The organism is Desulfosporosinus burensis, from assembly GCF_054657535.1.
Map to the genome: position 1 here is coordinate 256,778 of NZ_BAAHYN010000004.1, position 22,719 is coordinate 279,496.

Annotated in this window: 17 protein-coding genes and 1 tRNA gene; 10 read left to right on the top strand and 8 right to left on the bottom strand. The window is 38.9% G+C overall.

Annotated features, from left to right (window positions below):
- Position 1: 1 nt before the first annotated feature.
- The 7 genes from ACYQ3Q_RS08625 to ACYQ3Q_RS08655 all read right to left on the bottom strand — a co-directional run bounded on the left by ACYQ3Q_RS08625 (position 2) and on the right by ACYQ3Q_RS08655 (position 9,742).
- Complete coding sequence (locus ACYQ3Q_RS08625; RefSeq protein WP_459928182.1) at positions 2-1,177, bottom strand: restriction endonuclease subunit S; 1,176 nt, start codon at positions 1,175-1,177, stop codon at positions 2-4.
- Positions 1,174-2,766 carry a type I restriction-modification system subunit M gene (locus tag ACYQ3Q_RS08630; RefSeq protein WP_459928183.1) on the bottom strand — a complete coding sequence of 531 codons (1,593 nt, stop codon included), beginning with the start codon at positions 2,764-2,766 and terminating at the stop codon, positions 1,174-1,176. Before ACYQ3Q_RS08630 ends, ACYQ3Q_RS08625 begins: the two co-directional genes overlap by 4 nt.
- Positions 2,767-2,980: 214 nt before the next feature.
- Positions 2,981-3,814, bottom strand: coding sequence for a hypothetical protein (locus tag ACYQ3Q_RS08635; RefSeq protein WP_459928184.1), 834 nt, complete (start codon positions 3,812-3,814; stop codon positions 2,981-2,983).
- Between the two features lie 311 nt (positions 3,815-4,125).
- Entirely contained in the window at positions 4,126-4,875 is a 750-nt protein-coding gene (locus ACYQ3Q_RS08640; protein WP_459928185.1) for a hypothetical protein, read from the bottom strand.
- A 264-nt stretch (positions 4,876-5,139) separates the two neighbouring features.
- On the bottom strand, positions 5,140-7,152 hold the full coding sequence (locus ACYQ3Q_RS08645; protein WP_459928186.1) for a GmrSD restriction endonuclease domain-containing protein: 2,013 nt from the start codon (positions 7,150-7,152) through the stop codon (positions 5,140-5,142).
- A 96-nt stretch (positions 7,153-7,248) separates the two neighbouring features.
- Positions 7,249-7,965 carry a hypothetical protein gene (locus ACYQ3Q_RS08650; RefSeq protein WP_459928187.1) on the bottom strand — a complete coding sequence of 239 codons (717 nt, stop codon included), beginning with the start codon at positions 7,963-7,965 and terminating at the stop codon, positions 7,249-7,251.
- Positions 7,966-8,119: 154 nt separating this feature from the next.
- Complete coding sequence (locus ACYQ3Q_RS08655; protein WP_459928188.1) at positions 8,120-9,742, bottom strand: restriction endonuclease; 1,623 nt, start codon at positions 9,740-9,742, stop codon at positions 8,120-8,122.
- 1,309 nt (positions 9,743-11,051) lie between these two features.
- Between ACYQ3Q_RS08655 and ACYQ3Q_RS08660 the strand changes: the two genes are divergently transcribed.
- The 6 genes from ACYQ3Q_RS08660 to ACYQ3Q_RS08685 all read left to right on the top strand — a co-directional run bounded on the left by ACYQ3Q_RS08660 (position 11,052) and on the right by ACYQ3Q_RS08685 (position 17,228).
- Positions 11,052-11,231, top strand: a complete 180-nt coding sequence (locus tag ACYQ3Q_RS08660; protein WP_459928189.1) for a hypothetical protein — start codon at positions 11,052-11,054, stop codon at positions 11,229-11,231.
- A gap of 1,026 nt (positions 11,232-12,257) precedes the next feature.
- Positions 12,258-12,707, top strand: a complete 450-nt coding sequence (locus ACYQ3Q_RS08665) for a hypothetical protein (protein ID WP_459928190.1) — start codon at positions 12,258-12,260, stop codon at positions 12,705-12,707.
- Between the two features lie 127 nt (positions 12,708-12,834).
- Entirely contained in the window at positions 12,835-13,335 is a 501-nt protein-coding gene (locus tag ACYQ3Q_RS08670) for a hypothetical protein (protein ID WP_459928191.1), read from the top strand.
- A 743-nt stretch (positions 13,336-14,078) separates the two neighbouring features.
- Positions 14,079-14,486: a hypothetical protein gene (locus tag ACYQ3Q_RS08675; protein ID WP_459928192.1), complete on the top strand. Its 408-nt coding sequence runs from the start codon at positions 14,079-14,081 to the stop codon at positions 14,484-14,486.
- A 1,127-nt stretch (positions 14,487-15,613) separates the two neighbouring features.
- The gene (locus ACYQ3Q_RS08680) at positions 15,614-15,790 is read left to right on the top strand and encodes a helix-turn-helix domain-containing protein (RefSeq protein ID WP_459928193.1); all 177 of its coding nucleotides are present in this window, start codon (positions 15,614-15,616) and stop codon (positions 15,788-15,790) included.
- A gap of 34 nt (positions 15,791-15,824) precedes the next feature.
- On the top strand, positions 15,825-17,228 hold the full coding sequence (locus ACYQ3Q_RS08685; protein WP_459928194.1) for a tyrosine-type recombinase/integrase: 1,404 nt from the start codon (positions 15,825-15,827) through the stop codon (positions 17,226-17,228).
- 433 nt (positions 17,229-17,661) lie between these two features.
- Here ACYQ3Q_RS08685 and ACYQ3Q_RS08690 read toward each other — a convergent pair.
- Positions 17,662-17,736 (bottom strand) — tRNA-Thr (locus ACYQ3Q_RS08690).
- A gap of 128 nt (positions 17,737-17,864) precedes the next feature.
- On the opposite strand from ACYQ3Q_RS08690, the gene ACYQ3Q_RS08695 reads away from it, so the two are divergent.
- The 4 genes from ACYQ3Q_RS08695 (at position 17,865) to murC (ending at position 22,664) form a co-directional block, all read left to right on the top strand.
- The gene (locus ACYQ3Q_RS08695; RefSeq protein WP_459928195.1) at positions 17,865-18,980 is read left to right on the top strand and encodes a hydrogenase small subunit; all 1,116 of its coding nucleotides are present in this window, start codon (positions 17,865-17,867) and stop codon (positions 18,978-18,980) included.
- 159 nt (positions 18,981-19,139) lie between these two features.
- Positions 19,140-20,489 (top strand): nickel-dependent hydrogenase large subunit, encoded by a 1,350-nt coding sequence (locus tag ACYQ3Q_RS08700; protein WP_459928196.1) that lies wholly within the window; start codon positions 19,140-19,142, stop codon positions 20,487-20,489.
- Between the two features lie 96 nt (positions 20,490-20,585).
- Positions 20,586-21,221: a cytochrome b/b6 domain-containing protein gene (locus ACYQ3Q_RS08705; RefSeq protein ID WP_459928197.1), complete on the top strand. Its 636-nt coding sequence runs from the start codon at positions 20,586-20,588 to the stop codon at positions 21,219-21,221.
- 90 nt (positions 21,222-21,311) lie between these two features.
- Positions 21,312-22,664 carry a UDP-N-acetylmuramate--L-alanine ligase gene (gene murC, locus ACYQ3Q_RS08710; RefSeq protein WP_459928198.1) on the top strand — a complete coding sequence of 451 codons (1,353 nt, stop codon included), beginning with the start codon at positions 21,312-21,314 and terminating at the stop codon, positions 22,662-22,664.
- Positions 22,665-22,719: the final 55 nt, after the last annotated feature.

Sequence of the window (22,719 nt, forward strand, 5' to 3'; positions counted from 1 at the left end):
CTCACATTTTCACTCTAAGCTCACCGCTAATGAGCTTAGGTAGAAGAGTATCTCGTAAAGCGGTAAGGGTACGGATTTGATTATTGTTGTTCACAATTTTTTTCATAAGTGCATTGACCGTAATTTCGAACTTATTAATAAGTTCTTTTGGTGGTAACTGAATCATAGTTTCTTTTAAGATGGTAGTGTTCAAGTTGTCCTGAACGGTACCGTCGGCTACTGCAATTAATTGCTTGGAGAGACTTTTTAGAAGAAAAAACAGAAACCATTTAGTCATAATCCTGTAGTTTCGAAATATTAGCCAACCGTCATGTATACATCCGTCAATTCCCATTACGTAAAGCAAACCGCAGGTAGCGCTATTAGATAAAATAATTTCTCCTTGTTTGGCAACTACACTTTTTGCAATACCTGATTCCCTGATTTTCTCTTTTGTTTTGTTAATAAAAAAAGAACTACTTGCGGTTGCGTCGCTTATTTTCACCCAAGGAAAAACTCCATCCACGACATATTCATGTATCGGTCTTGGGGATGCTCCTCTTGTGATATCAACGAAATCACCTAGCACTCCGCTCTCCCAATCATCCCCAACCTCCTCAATGAACCACTGTCTAAAAAAGGTCTCTGACAGGGATTCGAGGGTTTTGTTTTGTCGGTTGAGTAGGTGGATTTTATCATCGAGGCTGGACAGAATTGAGGTGATAGCTTTTTGTTCGGAGAGAGCAGGAAGAGTAATATCTAATTCCATCAAAATATCAGGTTTAATGGATGGATAAGCGGTGGTTGAATCCTCTGCAACATTAGACAAATATTCAGTATTCTCCCTTTGAGTTATAAAATAGTACAAGAAATCACTGTCGCACAATTTCTCTTTTATTCTCAATACAGCAAAACCAGTTGAAACAACCATATTCTTAACGCAGTTCTTAATTATTCCATAATGCTCATGATTAGGTCTTACTGTTGAATAAATAATATCATTATCATTTACAAGCCTTTTAGCTCTACTCGGTATTTTATCAGTTTTCATATTCAACAACTGAAAAGTGTCAATTTCGCCCTTTGTGATATTACCTGTATCAAGATAATTAATGTATTGCCAATCGCACTTCGTACTTAGTGTTTCAGGGTTAAGATTAACTATTTCCTTTACTTTAGTTTCTCTCCACTTGGTCATAGTTGTATACCAATTTTAAGCAAGTTATCTTTTATCTGCTCATCAAGCACAGTAGCCTCAGCAATCTGTCCTTTCAACGCAGAAGAAAGGTTAATAACTCGTTCTTCGAAGTTAAAATCATCTTCATCATCTGGTAATCCTATATAACGACCAGGGGTAAGCACATAATCTAATGAACGTACTCCTCCTTCGCCATCTAGACTTGCGGATTTGCAAAAACCAGGTATATCGACGTACTTTTCGCTTTCGGCTCTCCAGTTGTGATATACGGAGGCTATCAACTCTACATCATCCAATGTTAATTCACGGTTGCGGCGGTTGATAAGCGTGCCCATATTTCGAGCGTCAATAAAAAGAATTTCGTTACGGCGTTTTCGACCCCCATTTGCCTTATCTTTCGATAGAAACCATAAACTAGCGGGAATCCCAGTATTCAGAAATAGTTTTGTTGGCATGCTCACAATGCAGTCTACAAGCCCAGCTTCTATCAGCTTTTTACGCATATCACCTTCACCGTTATTCTTGCTAGAAAGCGAACCTTTTGCAAGAACAAATCCAGCGGTTCCCTTTGGCGAGAGGTGATAAAGGAAGTGTTGAATCCAAGCATAATTTGCACTTCCTTCTGGCGGTATTCCATATTCCCAGCGTCCATCAGTACGCAGCAATTCGCCACTCCAATCCTTATCATTAAAAGGTGGGTTGGCAATGACAAAATCCGCTTTAAGGTCTGGGTGTGCATCATTTAAAAATGAGCCCTCATTGTTCCATTTCACGTTGGTACTATCAATACCGCGAATGGCGAGGTTCATTTTGCATAGTCGCCATGTTGTCTGGTTGCTTTCTTGACCATAGATTGAGATTCTATCTTGTAGGTTTAGTTGCAGACCGTTGCCATTACCCTTGTTGTAACGGTCGCTATGGGCTAAGATAAACTTTTCGCTCTGTACAAACATTCCACCACTGCCACAGCAAGGGTCGAAAACCCTACCTTCATATGGCTCAAGCATTTCAACAAGTAGACGGACAACACTGGATGGCGTGTAGAATTGGCCACCTTTCTTGCCCTCTGCCAAAGCAAATTGCCCAAGAAAATATTCATAAACCTTGCCAAGGACGTCTTTTGATTTCGATTCGCTATCACCCAGGGCAATTGTGCCAATCAGGTCAATTAAACCACCAAGTGACTGCTTGTCCAGTTTCTCTTTAGCGTATTCTTTTGGCAAAACGCCCTTAAGCGACGGGTTGTCCTTTTCTAAGGCATCCATAGCATCGTCCACATCTTTACCGATTGTAGCCAGCTTAGCGCGCCCCTGAAGATAATCCCATCTCGCAGTTGGTGGTACAAAAAATACATTCTCTGCTTTGTATTCGTTTATGTCCTCGGGGTCAGCCCCCTCGTATTCACCCTTACCATCTTTAAGCTTGGTATAAAGCTCTAAAAAGCTATCCGAAATGTATTTTAGGAATACAAGACCTAGCACGACATGTTTATACTCTCCAGCATCCATATTCTTCCTTTGCTTGTTTGCGGTACTCCAAAGAACCTGTTCCATTGACTCGTTTGTGCTTTCGTTTTTTGCTTTTGCCAAAATTAAAAACCCCAATTCCGATTGTTTTAATTAGCTCTAAATTTTTTGAAACATTATAACCTTACTTTCCTAACCGAACCTTTCTTTTACTCATTGTTGCGCTATAAATATTTTAGCATAGTCGTTTGACATATACTTTTATTTTTTTAATAAACAAGTCTCTATGGAGTATTATTAAATGAGGATTATTGCCATTGAGTCAGTAAGTACACGCTCAGCTGGGGTTATTTTTATGAAGTTTAGTAAGCACGTTTATCGATGCTAAAAAGGTATAAAACATCCATTCATACCAAAATTCTCTATCATAATTACTTTGTTGAACTTTATTATGGTGTCTAATATCAAATCCATTAATAATATTAAAGAGGTCACTATCATCTTTATTTTCAAATTTTATTCCTTGCTTTTTAAAATACTCCAAAATATCCGCAAGAGTTCTAACCGCGTCTTTTTTCTCATTTATATCAGAGTTATACTTTAAAAACTTCGATATAGCATATTGAACTCTCATATCTACATTTCGAACATCCTCCGTAACAATTGTTTCTTTAACTAACACTTTCAAACCGTTAGATGGGACTTTATGTATTTCACCCGAGTCAGTTAAATAGTAGTCCTTCTCATATCTGACTAAAAGTTTATTAATTTCTTCAATGTATATTTCTTGTCCCTCTTTCTTGTCAAATTTCGTTGCATGCCATCCGCAGTTATTCCAGTCGTGATAATACTTATCTTTTGGCGAAGACACATGTTCATACAGAAATTCAATCATAGTAAATGTTTCAACTTCTTCATATTCTTCTAAATGACTTCTTATCGGCCAAACATCTTCTAACCCTGTTTTTAAGAAGATTTCGGAATCAATTTCCCTTCCTAAAATACCGCGTACACTTCCATCTGTGCAATAATAACCAATAGCCTCTTGAAAATAACACTCATTGTCTAGTCTTTCAAATAGATTTAGAAATAATTTTTTCAGCATTTCTAAATCAAATCTTCCTAATTTAATACCCCCAGTTCTCTCTCCGAAATACTTTTTATTTTCCATAATTGCCCCCTTATATCTAGTATAAATACTTCAACGAAAGTTAGTTGTATTCGTAATCTAAAATTTGACACTTACATTGAGCAACATTTTGTAAGCCGAGTCAATCACCGCTTATTTACCTGACAATCTACGCTTTCTAAGGCCCGTACAGACACTCACGAGGGGTTAGTGGGGAGCTGTAGCGCAATATCCCCAAATAATAAATATTAGGCACCGTATGGGGAGTCGTAAGCTAGGGTTGCATCGCCTTTGGTTCGAACAGCTCAGCTTATTACGCCTATTCCTAACCCTTTTACTTTACGAGCCCTTGTTTAAGACTCTTCATCGACTTTCCCTACATTCATCTCTATTCTTAATTTCGTTAGCAGAGGTTCAGCCCGCATTACTTCGGTACAAATAGATGATAAATCACCGAGATACACCTCGAAGCACTCATCCTTTCCAATTTGAGAATCTACTACGAGTCTATATTCAAACTGGTGGCAAAAATCCGTGGATTTTGTAAATACAGTATTGAAAAGGTATTGGTCATTCTCTTTAGTAATATAATTTAAATCCTTATATTTTACGAAATCTCTTCTGGCTAATAAGCCCAATTCGCTCAGTTTCTCATCAAATCTTTTTAAAAATTCAGCTACGTCATGAATGACTAGAACACAAAGCTCTCCATCATCAGAAAAATCATTTTTAAACTTCTCGTCAAAGTCCATGCTGGCTACTAGTTTTGGATGATTATAGGAAATCACATTTTGCACTATGTTTCTACAAGTAAGGCAGTACACTGGTTTCCTCATTTCCTCAGAAAACCTTAATGCTCCAGACGTTGCTGTTCCAACTAGTATATTAGTGTCCTGCGTATAAATCCTTATATTGTTCGCAAGCAAAGCTACACCTTCATTTTTATCGCCTCTCCCGTGGTTATTATTAGCTTCTTCATAATCAACATAGTATTCTAAGTTTTTCATATACAATTTTCCTAGGTCGCGCATTTCCTCCAAATTCTTTCTTTTACCAAATTTAAAAAATTGATGTACAGGTTTAAAACTACTACTTTCTTCCACAAAGTCACCCCCGTGTTTTTTGATTCAACTCGCTACTTGGCTGTCACCGCCGTCCGCAGAACTCAAGATATGTTCTGAATTTAGCAAACAAACCGCCCCCCTTCAGTTTTAGTTGTATACTAAATTCCTCCCCTTAATCAATAAGTTTAAAGACTACTGTAAAAAGGTCTAAGCACAACCTCACCCGCATTCCACAATGCCCCTTCCTGGAGCCGAGAACAACAGTTTGCCATTTGACAACGAAAGACATGAAGTTTTAAATAACTATCTTAATTCATCAATATAACGCTCCTGATTATCGTCATTAATAAATCTCCAAAATTTCCATCCATTAGTAGAGGTACTTTCTTTACCGCTTAAATCTTGTTTAGCTTTGTTAACTGAACCCGAAACGGAGTATTTAGCGCCTTTATATAAAATCTCTTGAGAATCAGAATTAAATGTTGCTTCCACCTTTTTGTTCCTATAAAATGCAAAAACTGAATAAGATACACTTTTCTTTTTAACTGGCTCATAGTAAGAATTTATAATTAAATCACGCTTATCAACTACAGTCTCTTTTACAATTCTAACAATCTCTTTAGCCCTGTCTTCGACGAAAACCTCAAAGAAATCATCAAATGCACCGTCAATTAAATCCACTGGTAACAAATGAGACTTCAAACTTTCATGTAGTAAGGTATTCCTATAAGAAATTTCTTTTAGGTAAGTTGATGGACCTTTTTTGCCAATCTTTATATTGAGAATCTTAGGTATTAATACTTTATTTGCAACACAATCCATCAACTCATTGCTATCATCACCCAGTTGTTCCTTTAAAAACTCACGTGGGAATACATGATGGTCCTCTAATTTAGAGTTGAATGTTATACGAGTTGAATTATTCCAATCCCTAAGACCTCCAGAGGTAAAATTGATTAGATTAAGAATCCCCTTATAAACAGAACTATTTTTCGAGAGGGAATATATATCTTCAACTTCAATTTGGGCTCTAAGTTTGGTGAAATATGACTTGTCAGTAACCTTCTTTTGCATAGCAATTAATTCAAGCACAGTGCAGTCATGGACGATTACTTCGTTTGTTCCCCCTCCATACCGCTGTGCAAAAACAGATGACCAATACCAGAAGTTCAAGAAAGTCCTTTGTTTTTCGGTCATTTGGGAGAAATCCTTACTAGGCAAATTTTGCAGAAAAATAATAATCGGTATAATCATGTTGAAATAAGGCATCCAGGATTGCGAGATGATATAAAAATTGTCATAAAGAAAGTTTAAAGCCTTTTTATAAAGTTCGCATATCTCATCCCAATAATTATTAAAATCCTCATAATTTAAAGAAGCAAGGATATAACTCTTATCCACATTTTTGCCATGACTCACTATATAAGAAATTGTTCTAACAATCGTTTCACGGTCAAGTCTATATTTATCTCCATTTAATTGTTCAAATTCTTCGACCTTTTTCCTAAGATTAAAGCCCGCATACAGTTTTGCACAAAGTATGTCTATAAAATTTAGCTGAATTCCTTTGCTATTACTTCTTTCGAAAAACAACGCAAATTTTTCCGAGCTCATATTTAATAGATAATACGAGATTAACTTTTCAGCTTTAAAAAGGTCTTGCAACTTCTTGGCAAATATTAGATAGCGTCTGAAATATATTTTCTTCTCTTCTTCTTCTTTACCTTTAACGAACAATAACTCATTGAAGAATTTCTGGCGAATCTCCTCTTCAAATAAATCACTCTCCATAATAAAATATATATCCGAGATTTTGAGTGACAACCTGTTTGATTCTTGTTGCCCAGAAAATTCTCGAAGAACTTCCTCCAATGTCATTTCCTTAAACTCTTTATTTTCTATCAAGTCTGCAAGTTCATCCTCGTTTTTTAGAATACACCATACCTCATCAGTGCCCTTGATAGCTCTGTATAAGGACGTTATCCTTTGTTGTCCGTCCAAAATTAGACGGAAGTGTTCAACATCAACCTTTGTACCTATTTCTTCCTTGCTATAAGAGAATACCTCAAGACTTTTTCTTTTCTTTCCGCTCATTTTTCGCGGTCGGTTGTCAATTTCTCTAACTGTAACTTCAAAAGATGGTATACCGTAAATAATTGAACCTACGAATATATCTCTTACTAAAGAGTCAAATAAATCGTAGGTCTTACCCATCTCCCAAACGAAATCTCTTTGGAACTCGGGAAGCATTACCCTCTTTTTATCTATTGTATCCATCATATTTTTCATTGACTCTGAACTTTGAGCATCTTCCATTCCATTACCCCCACTACTTTACTTCTACAATTTTCACATGAGCTAGTTGTCACACTTTGGCGTAGGGCCATACGACTCATTTTGAGCATTAATAACTCAGTCCTGAATCGCATCAACGATACCATCTTTGAGATAAACATATCCGACTGAACTATAAACCCACTGTTCACTTACGCCATATGAAGTAGTCGTTCTATTCACCTTATCTGGTTTCCCCCATCGTGAATTCAATACTTCGTTGGCAGTCATTCCTATTTTCGGTTGTGGTTTTATTGTTGGTAAAGATTCGAGACCAAGTTTAGCCAGCATTAAATCAGCACTAAAAGCATATCCCTTATCCCTCTGTTCCTGTATTTGTTTCAATAATTCTGTTTTGGACTTAGTGTTTATATTTTCCACTTCTCCCATTACGCTACCTGAGTCATAAGTCTTAAGGATTTCCCTTGTCATTCTAAACGCTACATCGAAATCGCCAGCAGAATAATATTTAAGAGAATCCAGATACATGGAAATATTTGACTCATCTTTGTATTCGCTAATTTCCTTCAGTACGTTCCTTGCATTTTGCCAATCTGTCTCCTTTGCCTTACTCCAATCGGTTTCTTTAATTGTTTTTACCACCTGAGTGTATTTTTCCTCTTTAGTTTCCATCAATAGTTTGTCTTGAGCTCTTTTGATTTCTTGTTGTTGGTTATTGTACGCTAATGTTTTATTCGTTTTATCTGCTTGAAAAGCTAACCCCAATAAAGCAACCGCTACTAATACAACTCCAATGAGAATCAAGATTTTATGATTCTTTTTCGTAATTCCCACATCCCCTCTCCAACAGTAGGTAGCTGTTTTTGAACTGTTGCTCAGCTCATCGCCTTGGAGCTGAACAGCCCCATTGCTGGATTAATGAGTCTTAAACATAACTAGTGAGTTTCAAATAAGCGAATTATGACTCAAAGTTATTCTGGCTCGAACATTAAGCTAAATCGGCAATCTTCTCTTTTAACATGTTTCTGTCCCAAAGGATTATATTATTTGTTTTAGCCAATTCTGCGGCAGATTCAGTAAAAAAGTTATTGGTGATAACAATACCCTTATTCAAGTTGTAATGGTTAATACCCGCCACCACCTCTTGTATAGCCTTGTTAGTAACGGACGATGAATAGCATTTTGCTTGGATGCCAAATTTACTGCCGTCCTTTTCAGCTATAACGTCAATGCCTTGGTCGCCAGAAGCTTTTGTGACCTCTGTTCTAAATCCCATTGATTCAAACAAACGGGCTACAAAATTTTCAAACTCTAATCCTGACATTAAGTCAATATCACTTATAGTTAGTTTCTTCGTAATGTTTGAGTTCAAAAGTTCTTCTTCAAATCTCCTCAGTTTATCAACCTTTTCATTTTCCCCTAGGTACATCAAGACCTGACCTAGACAATCCAAGATGGTTAAATCCCTATTTTCAAACTTACCTTCTCGCAATAAATAGTAAGCCAAAGCTGCTACATCAACAGCAGAGGATGTGTAATTATTTCTGGAGTAGAACAATATGCAATCTTCAAGAGAAGATGCTTTAATCACTTGCTTCATACTTGGATTTGTGTCTAATAACAAATTACAAAAATAATCTTCCGCAATAGTCCTTAATAATTTCCAGATGATATATAGTGCCTTATCTAGGTTGACCGTTCCATTTTCATCCTTCGGGAAACCAATAAAGCGAGGTGCCAATATTTGAAAAAGAGCTAAAAAATCATTCCCAAGGAAATTCTTAATTTCTTCAAATGCTTTGAAATTCTGAATTTCTACTCTTCTCGGACAAATTAACGTTCCTTCGCCTATCCTAGAAGTAGTTGCTCTTATCGACTGTTCCATGCTGCATATATAATCAGGGTCGTAATAAAGTGCTAAGTTATTCTTTCCAATGAAGTTGTAGCAAAGCGTATAAATCTCCGTAATAGCTTTCATTTCAGAAACACAACTGCTAACTTTCAATTCAAAATCAGATTGTTTTCTTCGTATAATCTCATTAACCTTATTGTAGTATTCTCTTAATTCTTCAATCCGCCTATTTGCAATCTTGAAATATGTAATAATCTGTTCATTTTCATGTAAGAAAATAAGAGTTTCGTTTCCGTCAGACTCTCCTTGCTCAACTAGAATTATACCGTTGGTCTGATGCTGTATTGTTTTACCCCCAAATTCAAACTGATGGAGATTAATGTCGTCATAACTGATTTTTAAATCTGTCCTAATAAGCTCTGTTTGTTCATCATTCATAATATTTACTGGACCCAACATTAACTCTATATAGTTGATACTTCTTAATCTAGATAATTCTTGTTTCACTAATTCCTGATGTTTCGCTTTTTCTTCTAGTAACCTCTGTTCCCTAACACTCCTTTTTTCGGCCAGCTCTTGCCTCAATACTTCTTGGTGTTTAATTTTGTCTTCTTGTAACCTTTGTTCAGTTTCTCGTTTTTCTTCCGCTAATTTTTGCTCCGTTTCTCTTCTTTCCTCCTCTTCTTGTCTAGTTTTATCGTGCCCTTCGGAACCTTGTTGTTCATTATTCTTCTGCTTTTTCCTAAATAGTGAAAACATTATTGTCAACTCCTTTAATTGTATTTGTGTTAAAGAGCACGAATTCACAATGCTCAGCGTTCGCTCAATTTCAACTCAGTTTCCAAAAACTCAAGAGCTTAAACCACTCAGTCCTGAATTGCAACTACAATACCATCTTCGATGATACATACCTGCCAGAACTATAAACCCCTTGTTCACTGACACTGTATGAAGTAGTTGTGCTATTAGCACTAGAAGGTTTTCCCCAGCTTGTGCTCAAAACTTCATTAGCCGTCATTCCTATTCTAGGTTTCTCGGGCGTTCTTAGAGATTTCTTTCCATTTGCGCTAAAGTCTCTTTCCATTCATTTTTACGTTTAATTGCGTGATGTTTTGCGTACTCTCCCAGGATGGTAGATGCCTCCAAGGTGTTTTCGCTACTATCCTTAATTTTAATAATACTTTTCTACATAATCTCTATCAAACAGCAGATTAAAATTGCCCCGATAACGATTAAATTCTTATGATTCTTTTCCATAATCTCCTCCATTACTTCTACTCAAATACAACTATACCACCACCTATAGACATTAATTTGGCGTAATGTGTAACCAAATTATAATAGTTTGAGCCTCTTAGTTGTGTTATTTGCTTCAGCTTTGGAAAGAAAACGACCTATTTTCAACTCAATCATAAACAAAATTTCCCTGATGATTCTTTTAAGGACTTGATTTGCAAACAATTCACCCGTTTACATCCCACAAATGCTTATTAACGCTACAAGGGATATTAGTGAAAATGCCAAAGATATATTCGCTAGTAAGTAATTGGTAGTTGGATTAACTCCCCACTTCAAACATGCGTCATGCGCTTGTGCTGTCGTGAGATTGATATAATCTTCATCAACTTGTCGATGTAATATACACTTATTTGTCCACTTCTAATGACTCCTTCTCACTTGACATTAGAACCTCCTTTCGAAGACTAAGGGCAACTCTGAACAATAAATATAGCCCCTAAGGGGGCTTATTTTTTCGACCAAGCTATGTGTAAATCCTAGGTTCAGATTTCGCAAAGTATGCGTATAACGTAGATTATACGCATACTTTGCATGACAAAACTTGACTATTAAGGCATCCCGAAATATGTTAATAAATTCATTTGTATGAACGCCTACGGTCACCTTGGCAGCTAACATCACATCCAATACCAGTAAAACACGAACCTGTTAATTTTAGTGTTATATAATAGAGTGAGCCATTCGTCTTTAGACCTTTGAATTTTGAGTATATACAATGAGTTCAAGGTAGTTATTAATTAATCACTCGGAAAGTGAAAGGAGCATTTAAGTGTATCAAAACCAAATAGAAAACAACGAAACAGCAGCTGCTAGATTTGAACGATTGATTCAAAAAGAAAAAGAGTATACGGCTGGTGTCCGAAATGCTGAAGGATTTTATGACTTTTTTGAACAGTTGTTCAAAAACAAATACGACCGAATTGACTCTGAATCCGAAAGTGAAGCTTAACTAAGGAAATAACTAAGGTCACAAACGGCTCAGATGACCGTCTATAATCCACCCCTTTGGGTAACAATCCATAAATAGACTTCTACATTGGTTTGTCTATATAAGCCAATTATAGCTTGTTAAAATCGGCCAAGTTACTCTCTTGTGCTGATTTTTGCAAGGAGATGAACCGATACTCTTTATCTTTAAGATTTTCCGAATTCTTTCAATACCTTTGTAATCCAAGAAATTATCTATGGGGCAATTTTCGGTTCTCAGATAGAAGTAGAATTCTAGGAAGTTATAAGGTCAATTTGTTCTATGATAGCTATCTACGTTCCTAACATGGCAGATGCCCTTTTAACACTCCTGAATAGTCTTGATTCTGAATGGTCTAAGTTCTCCCAATGTTAAAATTATAAGTCTATTAATAAAGTGAAAAGTAGTAGTTCCTCCCCCCGAGGAACTACTACTTTTATTTAGCTTTGAAAGAGAGGCTACTAATATGTTGCTACCACAAGTCGCAAAGGCAAGGTAGTTCACTTGGCCCTTCGAGGATTTATCAAATCAGATTTAGTTTTAGAAGCTATCGCCAAGGCAGAAGGAACCAAATAAGTCGACGGAGAAGTAAACATTACGCCAGTAAGTCAAACTAATATAAATTAATTTCCTTAAATACAATAAATATGTAATAGGATATTAGAATTATAGTAGTTAATGACAACAAAATCTTAAGCAACTGGTAAATAATTATTGCCCAATTAATTTAAGGAGAAAAGGAGTGGTTAAGCCTAGAATTTAATTCACATTAATCGATACACGGTTGCATTTGATGCAAAGAATGTCCTAGTATTTATTCAGCCTAAATTGAAGGGGGACAAATCGAATGATTTCAAATTCCGAATTTCAATCTGTATATCTATTTTCCAAAGACTATGTTGGATTAGCAGCAATGGTAGAAAATGTGCTCCCGATGTGGAACTCATGCCGTTCCCACAATGGCCAGCCGTGAGCCATAATACTCGGCAAACGAAAGGGGATTTTAATATGAGAAAAATTATCAATGGCAGAACCTACAATACTGCAACATCCGAGTGTATCGGCAGTTGGGATAACGGAAGATACTGTAACGACTTCTACAGTTGTTCAGAAGACCTATATAAAAATGTTAAGGGCACCTATTTCTTAGTTGGTGAAGGTGGCGCAATGTCCAAGTATGCAGTACACAGCGGGAACAATGCCTGGGGGGGAAGGGAATTAATACCTCTTACAGGCACAGATGCCCAGGAATGGGCAGAGAGTCACCTTAGTGCTGAGGATTATGAAGCTGAATTTGGAACCCAAGAAGAAGCCTCCCCCTCCGACCTCACAACACGAGAACGTGTGAATCTCACACTCGACTCTGAGCTAATGGCTAGGCTCCGTAAACACTCCGTTGATACTGGCATACCAATGTCTGGGGTGGTTGACAAGGCTATCGCTTATATCCTAGATTAGATGGACGCCACACCAAACTCACCCAACGGGGCATAACACCTCACCACCGCCCCTCTTTACCCTCTTCGTTAAGACCAACTTCTTGGACTATTAAATCACTTAAGTAAGATTTATAGGAGTGTGCCAAATGAAAATCAAAAGTATTGGGGGAACACCCCAGACAGTTGCATTTGATGCAAGGGATGTCCTAGTTTGGATTAAGTGTGGTGATAAGAGTATGGGGCACCCATCGTTTTTGATTACACCATATGAACTAACACAAGGTGATGGTTTAAAGTGTCCACTATGTAAAGGTAAGGAACCTATCAAAGCATACTTAGTTAGACATTACGATGATGACCATCGGTTAAAGAAAAATGGAATTTATCAGTACACTCACAAAGAAGGAGCAGTCACTACCATCAAAGAGGCAAAATCAAGAGTTGATGAAGTGTTTAAGATTCTTAAAAAAATACACCGAGATGCTCGTAACAATGGGTTAGTTATGATGGATGATATTAAACCTACTTGTGGTGAGTGTGGTGAAGGTATGGTTACTGTATTTTCAGACGGCACAAAGTTAATTGGGCGTATGGAAGGAAACTATAAAGGGGGGATTTTTTCTATAGACATTATTGAAATCGTGTAAAGATTTTTATGGTCCTTGGAAATTTATTTGTACAGAATCTTAAAGCCGTGCTAGACGCATTAGCATTTGCTCCATTATCAATGGATGAGAGCTAACGGACCGAGAGCGAAATGTTGTTTTTCCTAGGTACGATTATTCATCCTAATTCGCAATTAAAGGGGGATAAATACAGATTTCAAGTTTTGAATTTCAATCTATATATCTATTTTCCAAGGACTTTGCTGGTTTAGCAAAAAGCGTAGAAAATGTGCTCCCGATGTGGAACTCATACGGTTCCCAATAGTTATTTAGCAGGGTTGTTGAAGGGGTACATTTCCTTCCTAGCGTTATTTCAACAGTGGGTTCATATATGAGTTGGAAATAGTTTTAGAGATAGATTCCGATGCACTTGAACCAGCGGAAGTTCAATTTAACGATAATGGTCAAGCAAATCGACTCTTCTTGAAGGTGGTTAAGTGAATTACCAAGAGCTGAAGACTGGTAAGATTATCAGTTCGAGATGTCCATTAAGGGTGAAGATGATAACGTAGCGAGCTTATTACCTATTGGATAATGGCCGACCGAGAGCCATAATACTCGGCAAACGAAAGGGGATTTTAATATGAGAAAAATAATCAATGGCAGAACCTACGATACAGCAACATCTGAGTGTATCGGCAGTTGGGATAACGTAAGATACGGTGACAACTTCCATAGTTATTCAGAAGACCTTTATAAAAATACTAAGGGGGCATATTTCTTAGTTGGTGAAGGTGGCGCAATGTCCAAGTATGCAGTACACAGCGGGAACCATGCCTGGGGGGGGAAGGGAATTAATACCTCTTACAGCCACAGATGCCCAGGAATGGGCAGAGAGTCACCTTAGTGCAGAGGATTATGAAGCTGAATTTGGAACCCAAGAAGAAGCCTCCCCCTCTGACCTCACAACACGAGAACATGTGAATCTCACACTCGATTCTGAGCTAATGGCTAGGCTCAGTAAACACTCTGTTGATAATTGCGTACCAATGGCTAGGATGATTGACAAGGCTATTACTAACATACTAGAAGAAGGAAGCTTATCTAAGTGTGCCTCTTGCAACGACTTAGAAGAAAAGCTTCAGCAAAATACTAGAGCACAAACTATTTCAGAAGATGTTCGAACTTCCTGAGTTCTAGATTACCGATTTCAAGCACAACGAGCGACGATATGAGGTTTAGTCTAAATCAGGCATGACCTGAACTGTGCCCTTCCTGTAACTTTATAGACCTATGGAATGCCAAATCCATCTTTATGGATGCAACCGACACCGATGGATTTTGCTAAGGTTGCAATTATACAGCTATTCATTCATCCAAGTGTAAATTTGAGGAGGACAAATCGAATGATTTCAAATTTAGGATTTCAATCTGTATATCTATTTTCCAAGGACTATATTGATTTAGCAAAAAGGGTAGAAAAAACGCTCCCGATATGAAACTCATTCAATTCCCTGGAGTTATTAAGCAAGATTGAAGTTGAGAGGAACTTTGAAGTCAAATTTAGGAACGAATTATTCAGATTTAAAGAAGGTGATAGCTTCCAAAAAGTTCATGTCTATCGACGACCGTCTTGAACCTTGGCCAGAAGAATTGGCACTTTCTAAGTTGATTTTTCAAGAAGAGGTTCCATGAGTACATTTTATTCCTGGCGAAATGCTTGTTGATTATTTTATAAGTGGGTTCATAAGTGAGTTGGAAATAGCCAGCATACAAATAAGACGAGCAACTCTTGCACGATAAATAAGCCCCAAAGTGAGACTTATTTATTTTGTCAAAACCTCCTTCGAAATTGATAATATTGACACTCTCAGATAATAACATTATTTACATTTAGATATAGATATAGATATAGATATAAAATTGAACTTGGAATTAAATTTGTAAATTTAAATTTACCGTTAATTTATAAATATTTTTTTAGAAAAAAAAAGTGTTTTCGTATGTCTGTATAGAATTTATAAGGTGTGTTCGAAAATACTATCAGTTTACCGTTAAGATATGCGATTGATTTTAGGAAATTGATAATAAATAATTATAGTTATCTAACATTATAACTATAATTACTTAGAACAAAAAACAGCCGCATTATCAAAGTGCAGTTTAACAGTAAACTTTAGAAAGGCCGTGCAAAATGAATATTCCTTAAAAACCAGACTACTGATAGCTTGCTACTAACACGTTGAATAGGTTTCGCAGGAACTATCAGAAATACTAGGCTTGGCTCAATGCACACTTAGAAAGGGAGGGACCTCGCAAGATGAATACTATTAAAACCCTTACAGTGACAGTTACTGAGGCGGCAAAAATTATCGGAATCAGCCGAGGATTAGCTTACACATTAGTAAATAATGGAACCATTCCTTCCTTAAAACTTGGTTCCAGGGTGCTAATCCCGATAATGAGGTTAGAAGAGTTCATTAATAAAAGTGCGTAATCATTACGCCGAATTGAGAGGAGCTTCAAATCATATGAAGACTTACGAAGATATCCAAAAAGAAGCAAATGGTAAAAACAAAAATCTAAACGGATTAGGTAGCTTACGATATAAAACTGATACATTAATAGAAGGGAGAGCAATGGTCAAAGGTAAGGCCGTATCCGTTTATGTATTAGCAAAGAGTAAAGGCGACGGCAAAGGTGACCTTAAAGCAGAAAAAGAAGCAAGAAAGCAGCTGAATTTAGCTATATACACAGCCGAGCATACAGGAGTAGTAGAAAGTCGCATGACCCTTCAAGATTGGATGAAAAATTGGGTTGAGTTGCAAACTGATATGAATATACTAAAGGAAAAATCGTATGGAGACTATGTAAGTCTCATTGAATCTCATATTTCAGAGACGAATATTGGACGCACAGAAATCTCAAAGCTCACGGCAACAGAGCTTCAGGCTTTCTATATTAAAAAATTTAAATTCGGGCGCAAGCCCAAAAAAGCTCCTAAACCCAAAAGAACTTCCAAACGCTCCAAAGCACGGGTAAGTCCGACAGTCCCAGCATCCCCAGTTACAGTAGACACCTCACTTTCGTTGGGAACTATTAGAAAGATACATGCGCTCATTCGAGCTTCTTTAAATGATGCTCTATCAAAAGATGTGATATCTCGAAACGTAGCAGAACTGGTTAAACTTCCTAAAGCGAAAGAAAAAAAGGATAAGTTCGGTCAGGTAATAGAGAAAGTATATTTTCGTGCATTTTCACCTGCGGAGCGAATTATTTTTTTAAATGAAGCAAAGCTCACTAGTTTATTCCTAATATTTCTTACCATGTTCTATACGGGCTTAAGACTCGGTGAGGTATTAGCGTTAAAATGGAGAAATGTTGATTTAGAGGAAGGTGTAATACATGTTCGGGAGACAGTGCAGCGGGTCAAGACCCCTAACGGGCCTCAAAAAACAAAGATTATCGTAGGCTCGCCAAAAACTTTTGCGGGGAGAAGAACGATACCTCTTCTAACAATCGTAAGTGAAGAGTTTAAGAAATATCGCGAAAAGCAACTTGAAACAAAGGAAAAATGGGGCGAAGCATACGAAGATAAAGATATAGTATTTAGCACTGAGAACGGCAACTACCGCGAACCTCGAAATTTCACGAGAAGTTTTTACAATATCAGAAATAAGTCTGGGGTTAGTCAAATCAATCTCCACTGCATTCGACATTCTTTCGCATCTATGCTACTTGAAAAAAAAGTCCATGTTAAAATCGTCAGTTGCCTTTTGGGTCATACCGACATTGCAGTAACCATTAACACATATAGTCACGTTTTTCCAGAACTAAAGACGGAGGCTATAGGAGCACTTGACGATTACACTTTTAAGAACACAATGGATAATCTTGACCTTTTACAGCTAGAAACATTACTTCAAAACGATTAAGACTAATTATCAATGCAACCAGGCAGAGACGAGTTCTCTACAAGTGGTTGCATTTTTTTGTCTTGAAGCTATCTTTTGCCCCTGAGATAATTAATTAAAGATTATTACCCATCTCTAGTAATAATCTTTATTGTAATTTAACTTCGCCTCCCTTGTAGAACCTGGCAACTCTGAGAAGTCACCCGATAACCGTACACTCAGGAGAAATCACTTTCTACTCTCAATGTATTTCTAGTGTCCCCCCTTTAGGCTAGCGGAAATATTTAGCGTTAGTATATCCCTCATCTGTTTTTCAACCCAATGTGCAGAGGCGTAGTTTCTTGAACTTTGATGCTTTTTTCACGTATTTGGTCCTTATTTGGGAATAGCATGATTTTGAAGTTTAAGAAAAAAACAAAAACCCCGCAATCGCTTGCGGGGTCTAAGTTTTCTATGGAGCCGATGGTCGGAATCGAACCGACGACCTGCTCATTACGAGTGAGCTGCTCTACCTCTGAGCCACATCGGCATTTCATGGACGATAGTAATCTTACTCCATTTTTGTAATTTCGTCAAATATTATTTTTTGCAAAACAAATTGATTTGAGGGTTTATCTGAGCTTTTCTGGAAATAATACCCTCTCAAGGGGGAGTTACATGCTGAGCCGACGGGACTTTCTGAAATTAGCCATCCAAGGGGCCATTATGGGTAACTTTTTTGAGCTCCTCGCCCCACCCCTAGCCCAAGCAGTCGACGCGGGTGAGGTTAATAAACTTCCTGTGGTGATGATTGAGACAGGCACTTGTACTGGAGATAGTATCTCCCTTGATAATATTTGGACGCCAACGTTTTCGGATATCCTCACTAACATTGTCGATTGGCGTTATGATTGGAGTATGCTGCAGGCTCAGGGAGATGATGCCTACCAAGTCCTTCAAGAAACTTATGAAAAAATGCCCCACGACTATATTTTGCTCGTCCAAGGTTCCATGATCCAGCGGGATAACGGTCACTATAACCATGTAGCCTACGATAATGGCAGGCTAATTACTGGGCTGGAACTGGTTCGTCGCATCGGTCTCAAAGCCAAATACGTAGTGGCCATTGGCAGCTGTGCCACTTACGGAGGTCCAGTTGCCGGTTATCCTAATCCAAGTCAAGCGACTGGAGTACAGAACATTCTTCCCGAACGAAGGGTTATTAACGTTTCAGGATGCCCTGCCCATCCGGATTGGATTATGGGGACTCTACTCCACTTAGCCTTATACGGTGAACCTGAACTTGAAAAATTCGGGAGACCCAAACTTTTTTATGGAGAAACCGTGCATAACCGTTGCCCTCGAAGGCGCGACTATGATCAGGGAATTTTCGCTACAGAAATCGGACAAAAAGAATGTCTATTTCGAGTCGGCTGTAAAGGACCTGTCACCTATGCCGACTGCCCAATTCGCCGTTGGAACGACCACATCAATTGGCCCATTGGTTGTAACACGCCGTGCATCGGATGTACTGAACCCGGTTACCCCGATTTGATGTCACCGTTTACTGCTCACCTACCCGACATCCCCTTCCCTGGTGGGACAAAGGTTACCACTGATGCTATCGCACTTGGAGTTTTAGGATTAACCTCGGTTGCTCTAGTAGGGCATGTTGCCTCCTCTCTCTATAATGGTCGACTCCAAAAGAACTTACTAAAATCTACCGTCAAGGCTCCGAATCGACCTTCTGTGAAAAAAGTAAAGCTATTTCATCATTACAAGCTTAAAAAGTAAACTTGTTAAGCTAAAGCTGAAACCAAGACCCAGAGGACTCACTCCACCTAGAGTTTACGAACTCCCACTTCATAGCAAGGTCTTTAAATATTCGATATAAAGAGGTGTAATATTCTGGAGAAGAAAACAATCTTTCCTGTTTCACGAATTCACAATCCCATGTTATTGGAGGCTTGGCTCGAAGACGGGGAAATCAAAGACGCCTTTATTTCTGATACTCTCTATCGAGGATTCGAGCAAATTTTAATAGGTCGCTCGGCCATGGATATGCCTTATTATACTCAACGTATTTGCGGTATTTGTTCCTCCGTACATGCTATTACAGCAGCACTGGCTGTTGAGCAGGCTTTAGGGATGCAAGTTCCTCCCAATGGACTGTTAGTTCGCAATCTGATCTTGGCCAGTGATTTTATCCAGAATCATATTCGTCATCTTTACCTCTATACCTTACCCGATTACTTCCGCGGCCCGGATATTGCTCCGTTTATTCCTCATTCCGAATCCGATCTCCGTTTAACTAACAAGGAAGATATCAGAATGACCGAACACTATTTTAAAGCCATAGAAGTATCTCGTGTTGCCCATGCTGCCTTTGCAGTCTTCGGAGGCAAGGCCCCTCATGGTCATGGACTTGTTCCCGGTGGCGCTAGTATGGAAGTTGATGCCGATAAGGTGAATCGTTACCGCGGGTATTTAATGGAGGTCATGAGCTTTATTGACGATGTCTTGCTTCCGGATGTTGAACTAATCATGCAGCGTTACCCTGAGTACATCAACCTTGGTAAAGGGATCGGGAATTACTTGTCAATGGGGGGGTTCCCGAGTCCTGAAGGTAGCACTCTTTTTTCTGAAGGAGTATCTCTACAAGGAGAACAGGAAAGTTTTGATGAAAAAAAGGTGACCGAAGACGTAACAAATGCTTGGTACAAACCCCACGGTCCTCTACACCCTATGGAAGAAGATACTGTCCCCGACCGCAGCCAGGTCAAAGGCTACTCCTGGGTTAAATCTCCTCGTTACCGCGGTCAACCTGTTGAAGTAGGCCCTTTGGCACGGGCTATTATCAACAAACAACCCGTCATCGGTTATGGCGCCCTTGCCCGAACGTGGGTACGCGCACTTGAACTCAAGAAAATTACTAAAACCGCTCTGGAATGGCTTAATCGTCTCGAACCTGGGGCAGCAACACTTGATACAAAAATAGGACAGGATTCCGGGATAGGTATCGGACTCCATGAAGCAATGCGCGGTGCCTTAGGACATTGGATATCTGTGAAAAATGGGCGTGTCAAACATTATCAGATCGTTACCCCGTCTGCCCTGAACTTTGGTTCAAGGGATGAAGCTGGAACCCGTAGTGTTGGGGAGTCATCCTTACTTGGTTTAAAAATCCGATCGGAGGACCTTAAGGAAGCGGGCCGAATCATTCGCTCCTTTGATCCCTGCTTTTCTTGTAGTGTCCATATCATTGACGGTGAGAATTTATATGCTCTTAAAATCCAAGTCTGACTGAAATAAATAAGGGGATCACCCCCTTAAAGTGTCATGATTAATCGTATATTTAATGAAGGTAAGGTAACATTTTCTATGAAGCAACCTTCTAAGATGAGAAAGCCCGTCCTGAAACAGCTCAAACGAGCCTCCATCAAGGGTGAGATGGTACTTTCTCAGCCGATATGGGTAAGAATCTTTCACTGGGGGTTCACGGTCAGTCTGACTGTAATTCTCCTATCTGGCCTTGAATTGCATAAACCGGCGAATTTTTTAAATATCAACTATGGTAAAGTGTTGATTGCACATCTCATCTTTTCCTGGTTTGCCCTGGGATTTCTAGCGCTAAGAATTGCAGATGCCCTGATCCGCCGAGATAATTCATTGATTCCAAAGACTCACGACATCAAGCGTTTCCCTAAACTAATGGCCTATTATTTCTTCCTTCGTTCTGCTCCCCCGCCCAGTAGAAAGTATAATAGCGGACAATTGTTAATCTATTTCTCGTGGTTCCTGCTTTTTTTAGTTGCTAGTCTCCTAGGTTTAGCCTCCTATTGGCAAGGAAAGCATCTGATTTGGGTTTGGCATATGGTAGGAGGTTTCCAAATCCTTCGCTGGATAAAGTTTGCCATTACGATTTATTTTCTAGCTACGATCCCTGTTCATATATATCTTAGTTTAACTGAAGATCTCAGCCGTCTTCAGGCGATGGTCACCGGCTATGAACGAAAACCGCCCAATAACAGTTAGTCAAAATTTTCCTAGAATAAAATGATACTTTTCAGCTCAAGTTTGGGTATAATGAAGGGTAGAGTTTATACATGAAAGGGACGATATGCTTTGGCATTACATATTCATTTTGTAGGTATCAAAGGGACCGGGATGAGCGCTCTCGCTCAAATCAGTGTCCAGCTTGAAGATGCCACAATAACGGGGTCTGACGTAGAAGAAAGTTTTTATACCGACCTTGTCCTAGAACGCGCTCATATTCCCGTTTTGGGTTTTTCTCCTGAAAACGTTGAAAAGGCAGACTTAGTGGTCATCTCTGCAGCCTATACAAATCAGCACCCAGAAATTGCTCGGGCCCTAGAGTTAAATATCCCGATCTTGACCTATCCGCAATATCTCGGGCGCTTACTCGCCAAAAAGCGTGGTATTTCTGTCACTGGAACCCACGGTAAAACCACAACCACTGCTATGATAGGGCTCGTTATGCTCCAAACCGGATTGGATCCAACCATCGTTGTCGGAAGTGATGTGCCGAGTATTGGCGGGAATGCGCATTGCGGAAAAGGCGACTTTTTTTTAGCGGAGTCTTGTGAATATCGGCGCCATTTTCTTAATTACTCTCCCGAACACCTCATTATTACGAACCTAGAATTTGATCATCCGGATTATTTTAAGGATCTTGAAGATGTTATCTCAGCGTTTACTGAACTAGCCAGCAAGGTTCCCGAGTACGGTCATATCTATGTCTGGGCTGAGGACCCTAATAGGGAGGCCATTAAAGGATCCGCGCCCATTACAACGTTCGGAATCTCGGAATCTGCGGATATCCGGGCCACAGAGATCAAGTTCAAAGACGAAAAAAGCTCCATGAAAATCATGGTTAAAGGGCACTATATGGGAGATCTGAATCTCAATGTCTCTGGGAAACACAACATTATCAATGCCTTAGCAACTATTGCCGTGTGCCGGGAAATTGGAATCCCCATGGATCAAATTTTAGCTTGCTTAAGCCTTTTTAGTGGAACAAAACGACGGTTTGAACATATTGGTAGTAACACCAATGGGGCAATGATTGTCGATGACTATGCTCATCATCCTACGGAAATCCGCACGACCTTGGAAGGAGCACGGCTTTCCTTTCCCGATCGACGCATTCGCGCTATTTTTCAACCTCATACCTTTAGTCGCACAGAAAAACTTTTACTTGAGTTCTCTCAAGCCTTTCAAGGGGCTGACGAAGTTGTGATCGCGGATATTTTTGCTTCGGCACGCGAGCAAGAACATTTCACCGTGTCCTCCTTAAATCTTGCCGAATTGATTCAACTGCAAGGGGTTCAAGCCCGTTACATTGGACCCTTAGATGACATCAGGGACTATCTTAATGAAACAATCGCACCTGAGGATCTCGTCCTTACCTTAGGAGCGGGAGATATTTATAAAGTAGGATTAGGGATTGTCAGCTGACACACCGAAGAGCCCTCCCATTAGCAGATAAGCTAATGGGAGGGCCTTTTTCTCT

Coding starts and splice junctions, on each gene's coding strand:
- ACYQ3Q_RS08625 (WP_459928182.1), bottom strand. CDS start 1,177: ATGACCAAGTGGAGAGAAACTAAAGTAAAGGAAATAGTTAATCTTAAC.
- ACYQ3Q_RS08635 (WP_459928184.1), bottom strand. CDS start 3,814: ATGGAAAATAAAAAGTATTTCGGAGAGAGAACTGGGGGTATTAAATTA.
- ACYQ3Q_RS08645 (WP_459928186.1), bottom strand. CDS start 7,152: ATGGAAGATGCTCAAAGTTCAGAGTCAATGAAAAATATGATGGATACA.
- ACYQ3Q_RS08655 (WP_459928188.1), bottom strand. CDS start 9,742: ATGTTTTCACTATTTAGGAAAAAGCAGAAGAATAATGAACAACAAGGT.
- ACYQ3Q_RS08665 (WP_459928190.1), top strand. CDS start 12,258: ATGAGAAAAATTATCAATGGCAGAACCTACAATACTGCAACATCCGAG.
- ACYQ3Q_RS08670 (WP_459928191.1), top strand. CDS start 12,835: ATGAAAATCAAAAGTATTGGGGGAACACCCCAGACAGTTGCATTTGAT.
- ACYQ3Q_RS08680 (WP_459928193.1), top strand. CDS start 15,614: ATGAATACTATTAAAACCCTTACAGTGACAGTTACTGAGGCGGCAAAA.
- ACYQ3Q_RS08685 (WP_459928194.1), top strand. CDS start 15,825: ATGAAGACTTACGAAGATATCCAAAAAGAAGCAAATGGTAAAAACAAA.
- ACYQ3Q_RS08695 (WP_459928195.1), top strand. CDS start 17,865: ATGCTGAGCCGACGGGACTTTCTGAAATTAGCCATCCAAGGGGCCATT.
- ACYQ3Q_RS08700 (WP_459928196.1), top strand. CDS start 19,140: ATGTTATTGGAGGCTTGGCTCGAAGACGGGGAAATCAAAGACGCCTTT.
- ACYQ3Q_RS08705 (WP_459928197.1), top strand. CDS start 20,586: ATGAGAAAGCCCGTCCTGAAACAGCTCAAACGAGCCTCCATCAAGGGT.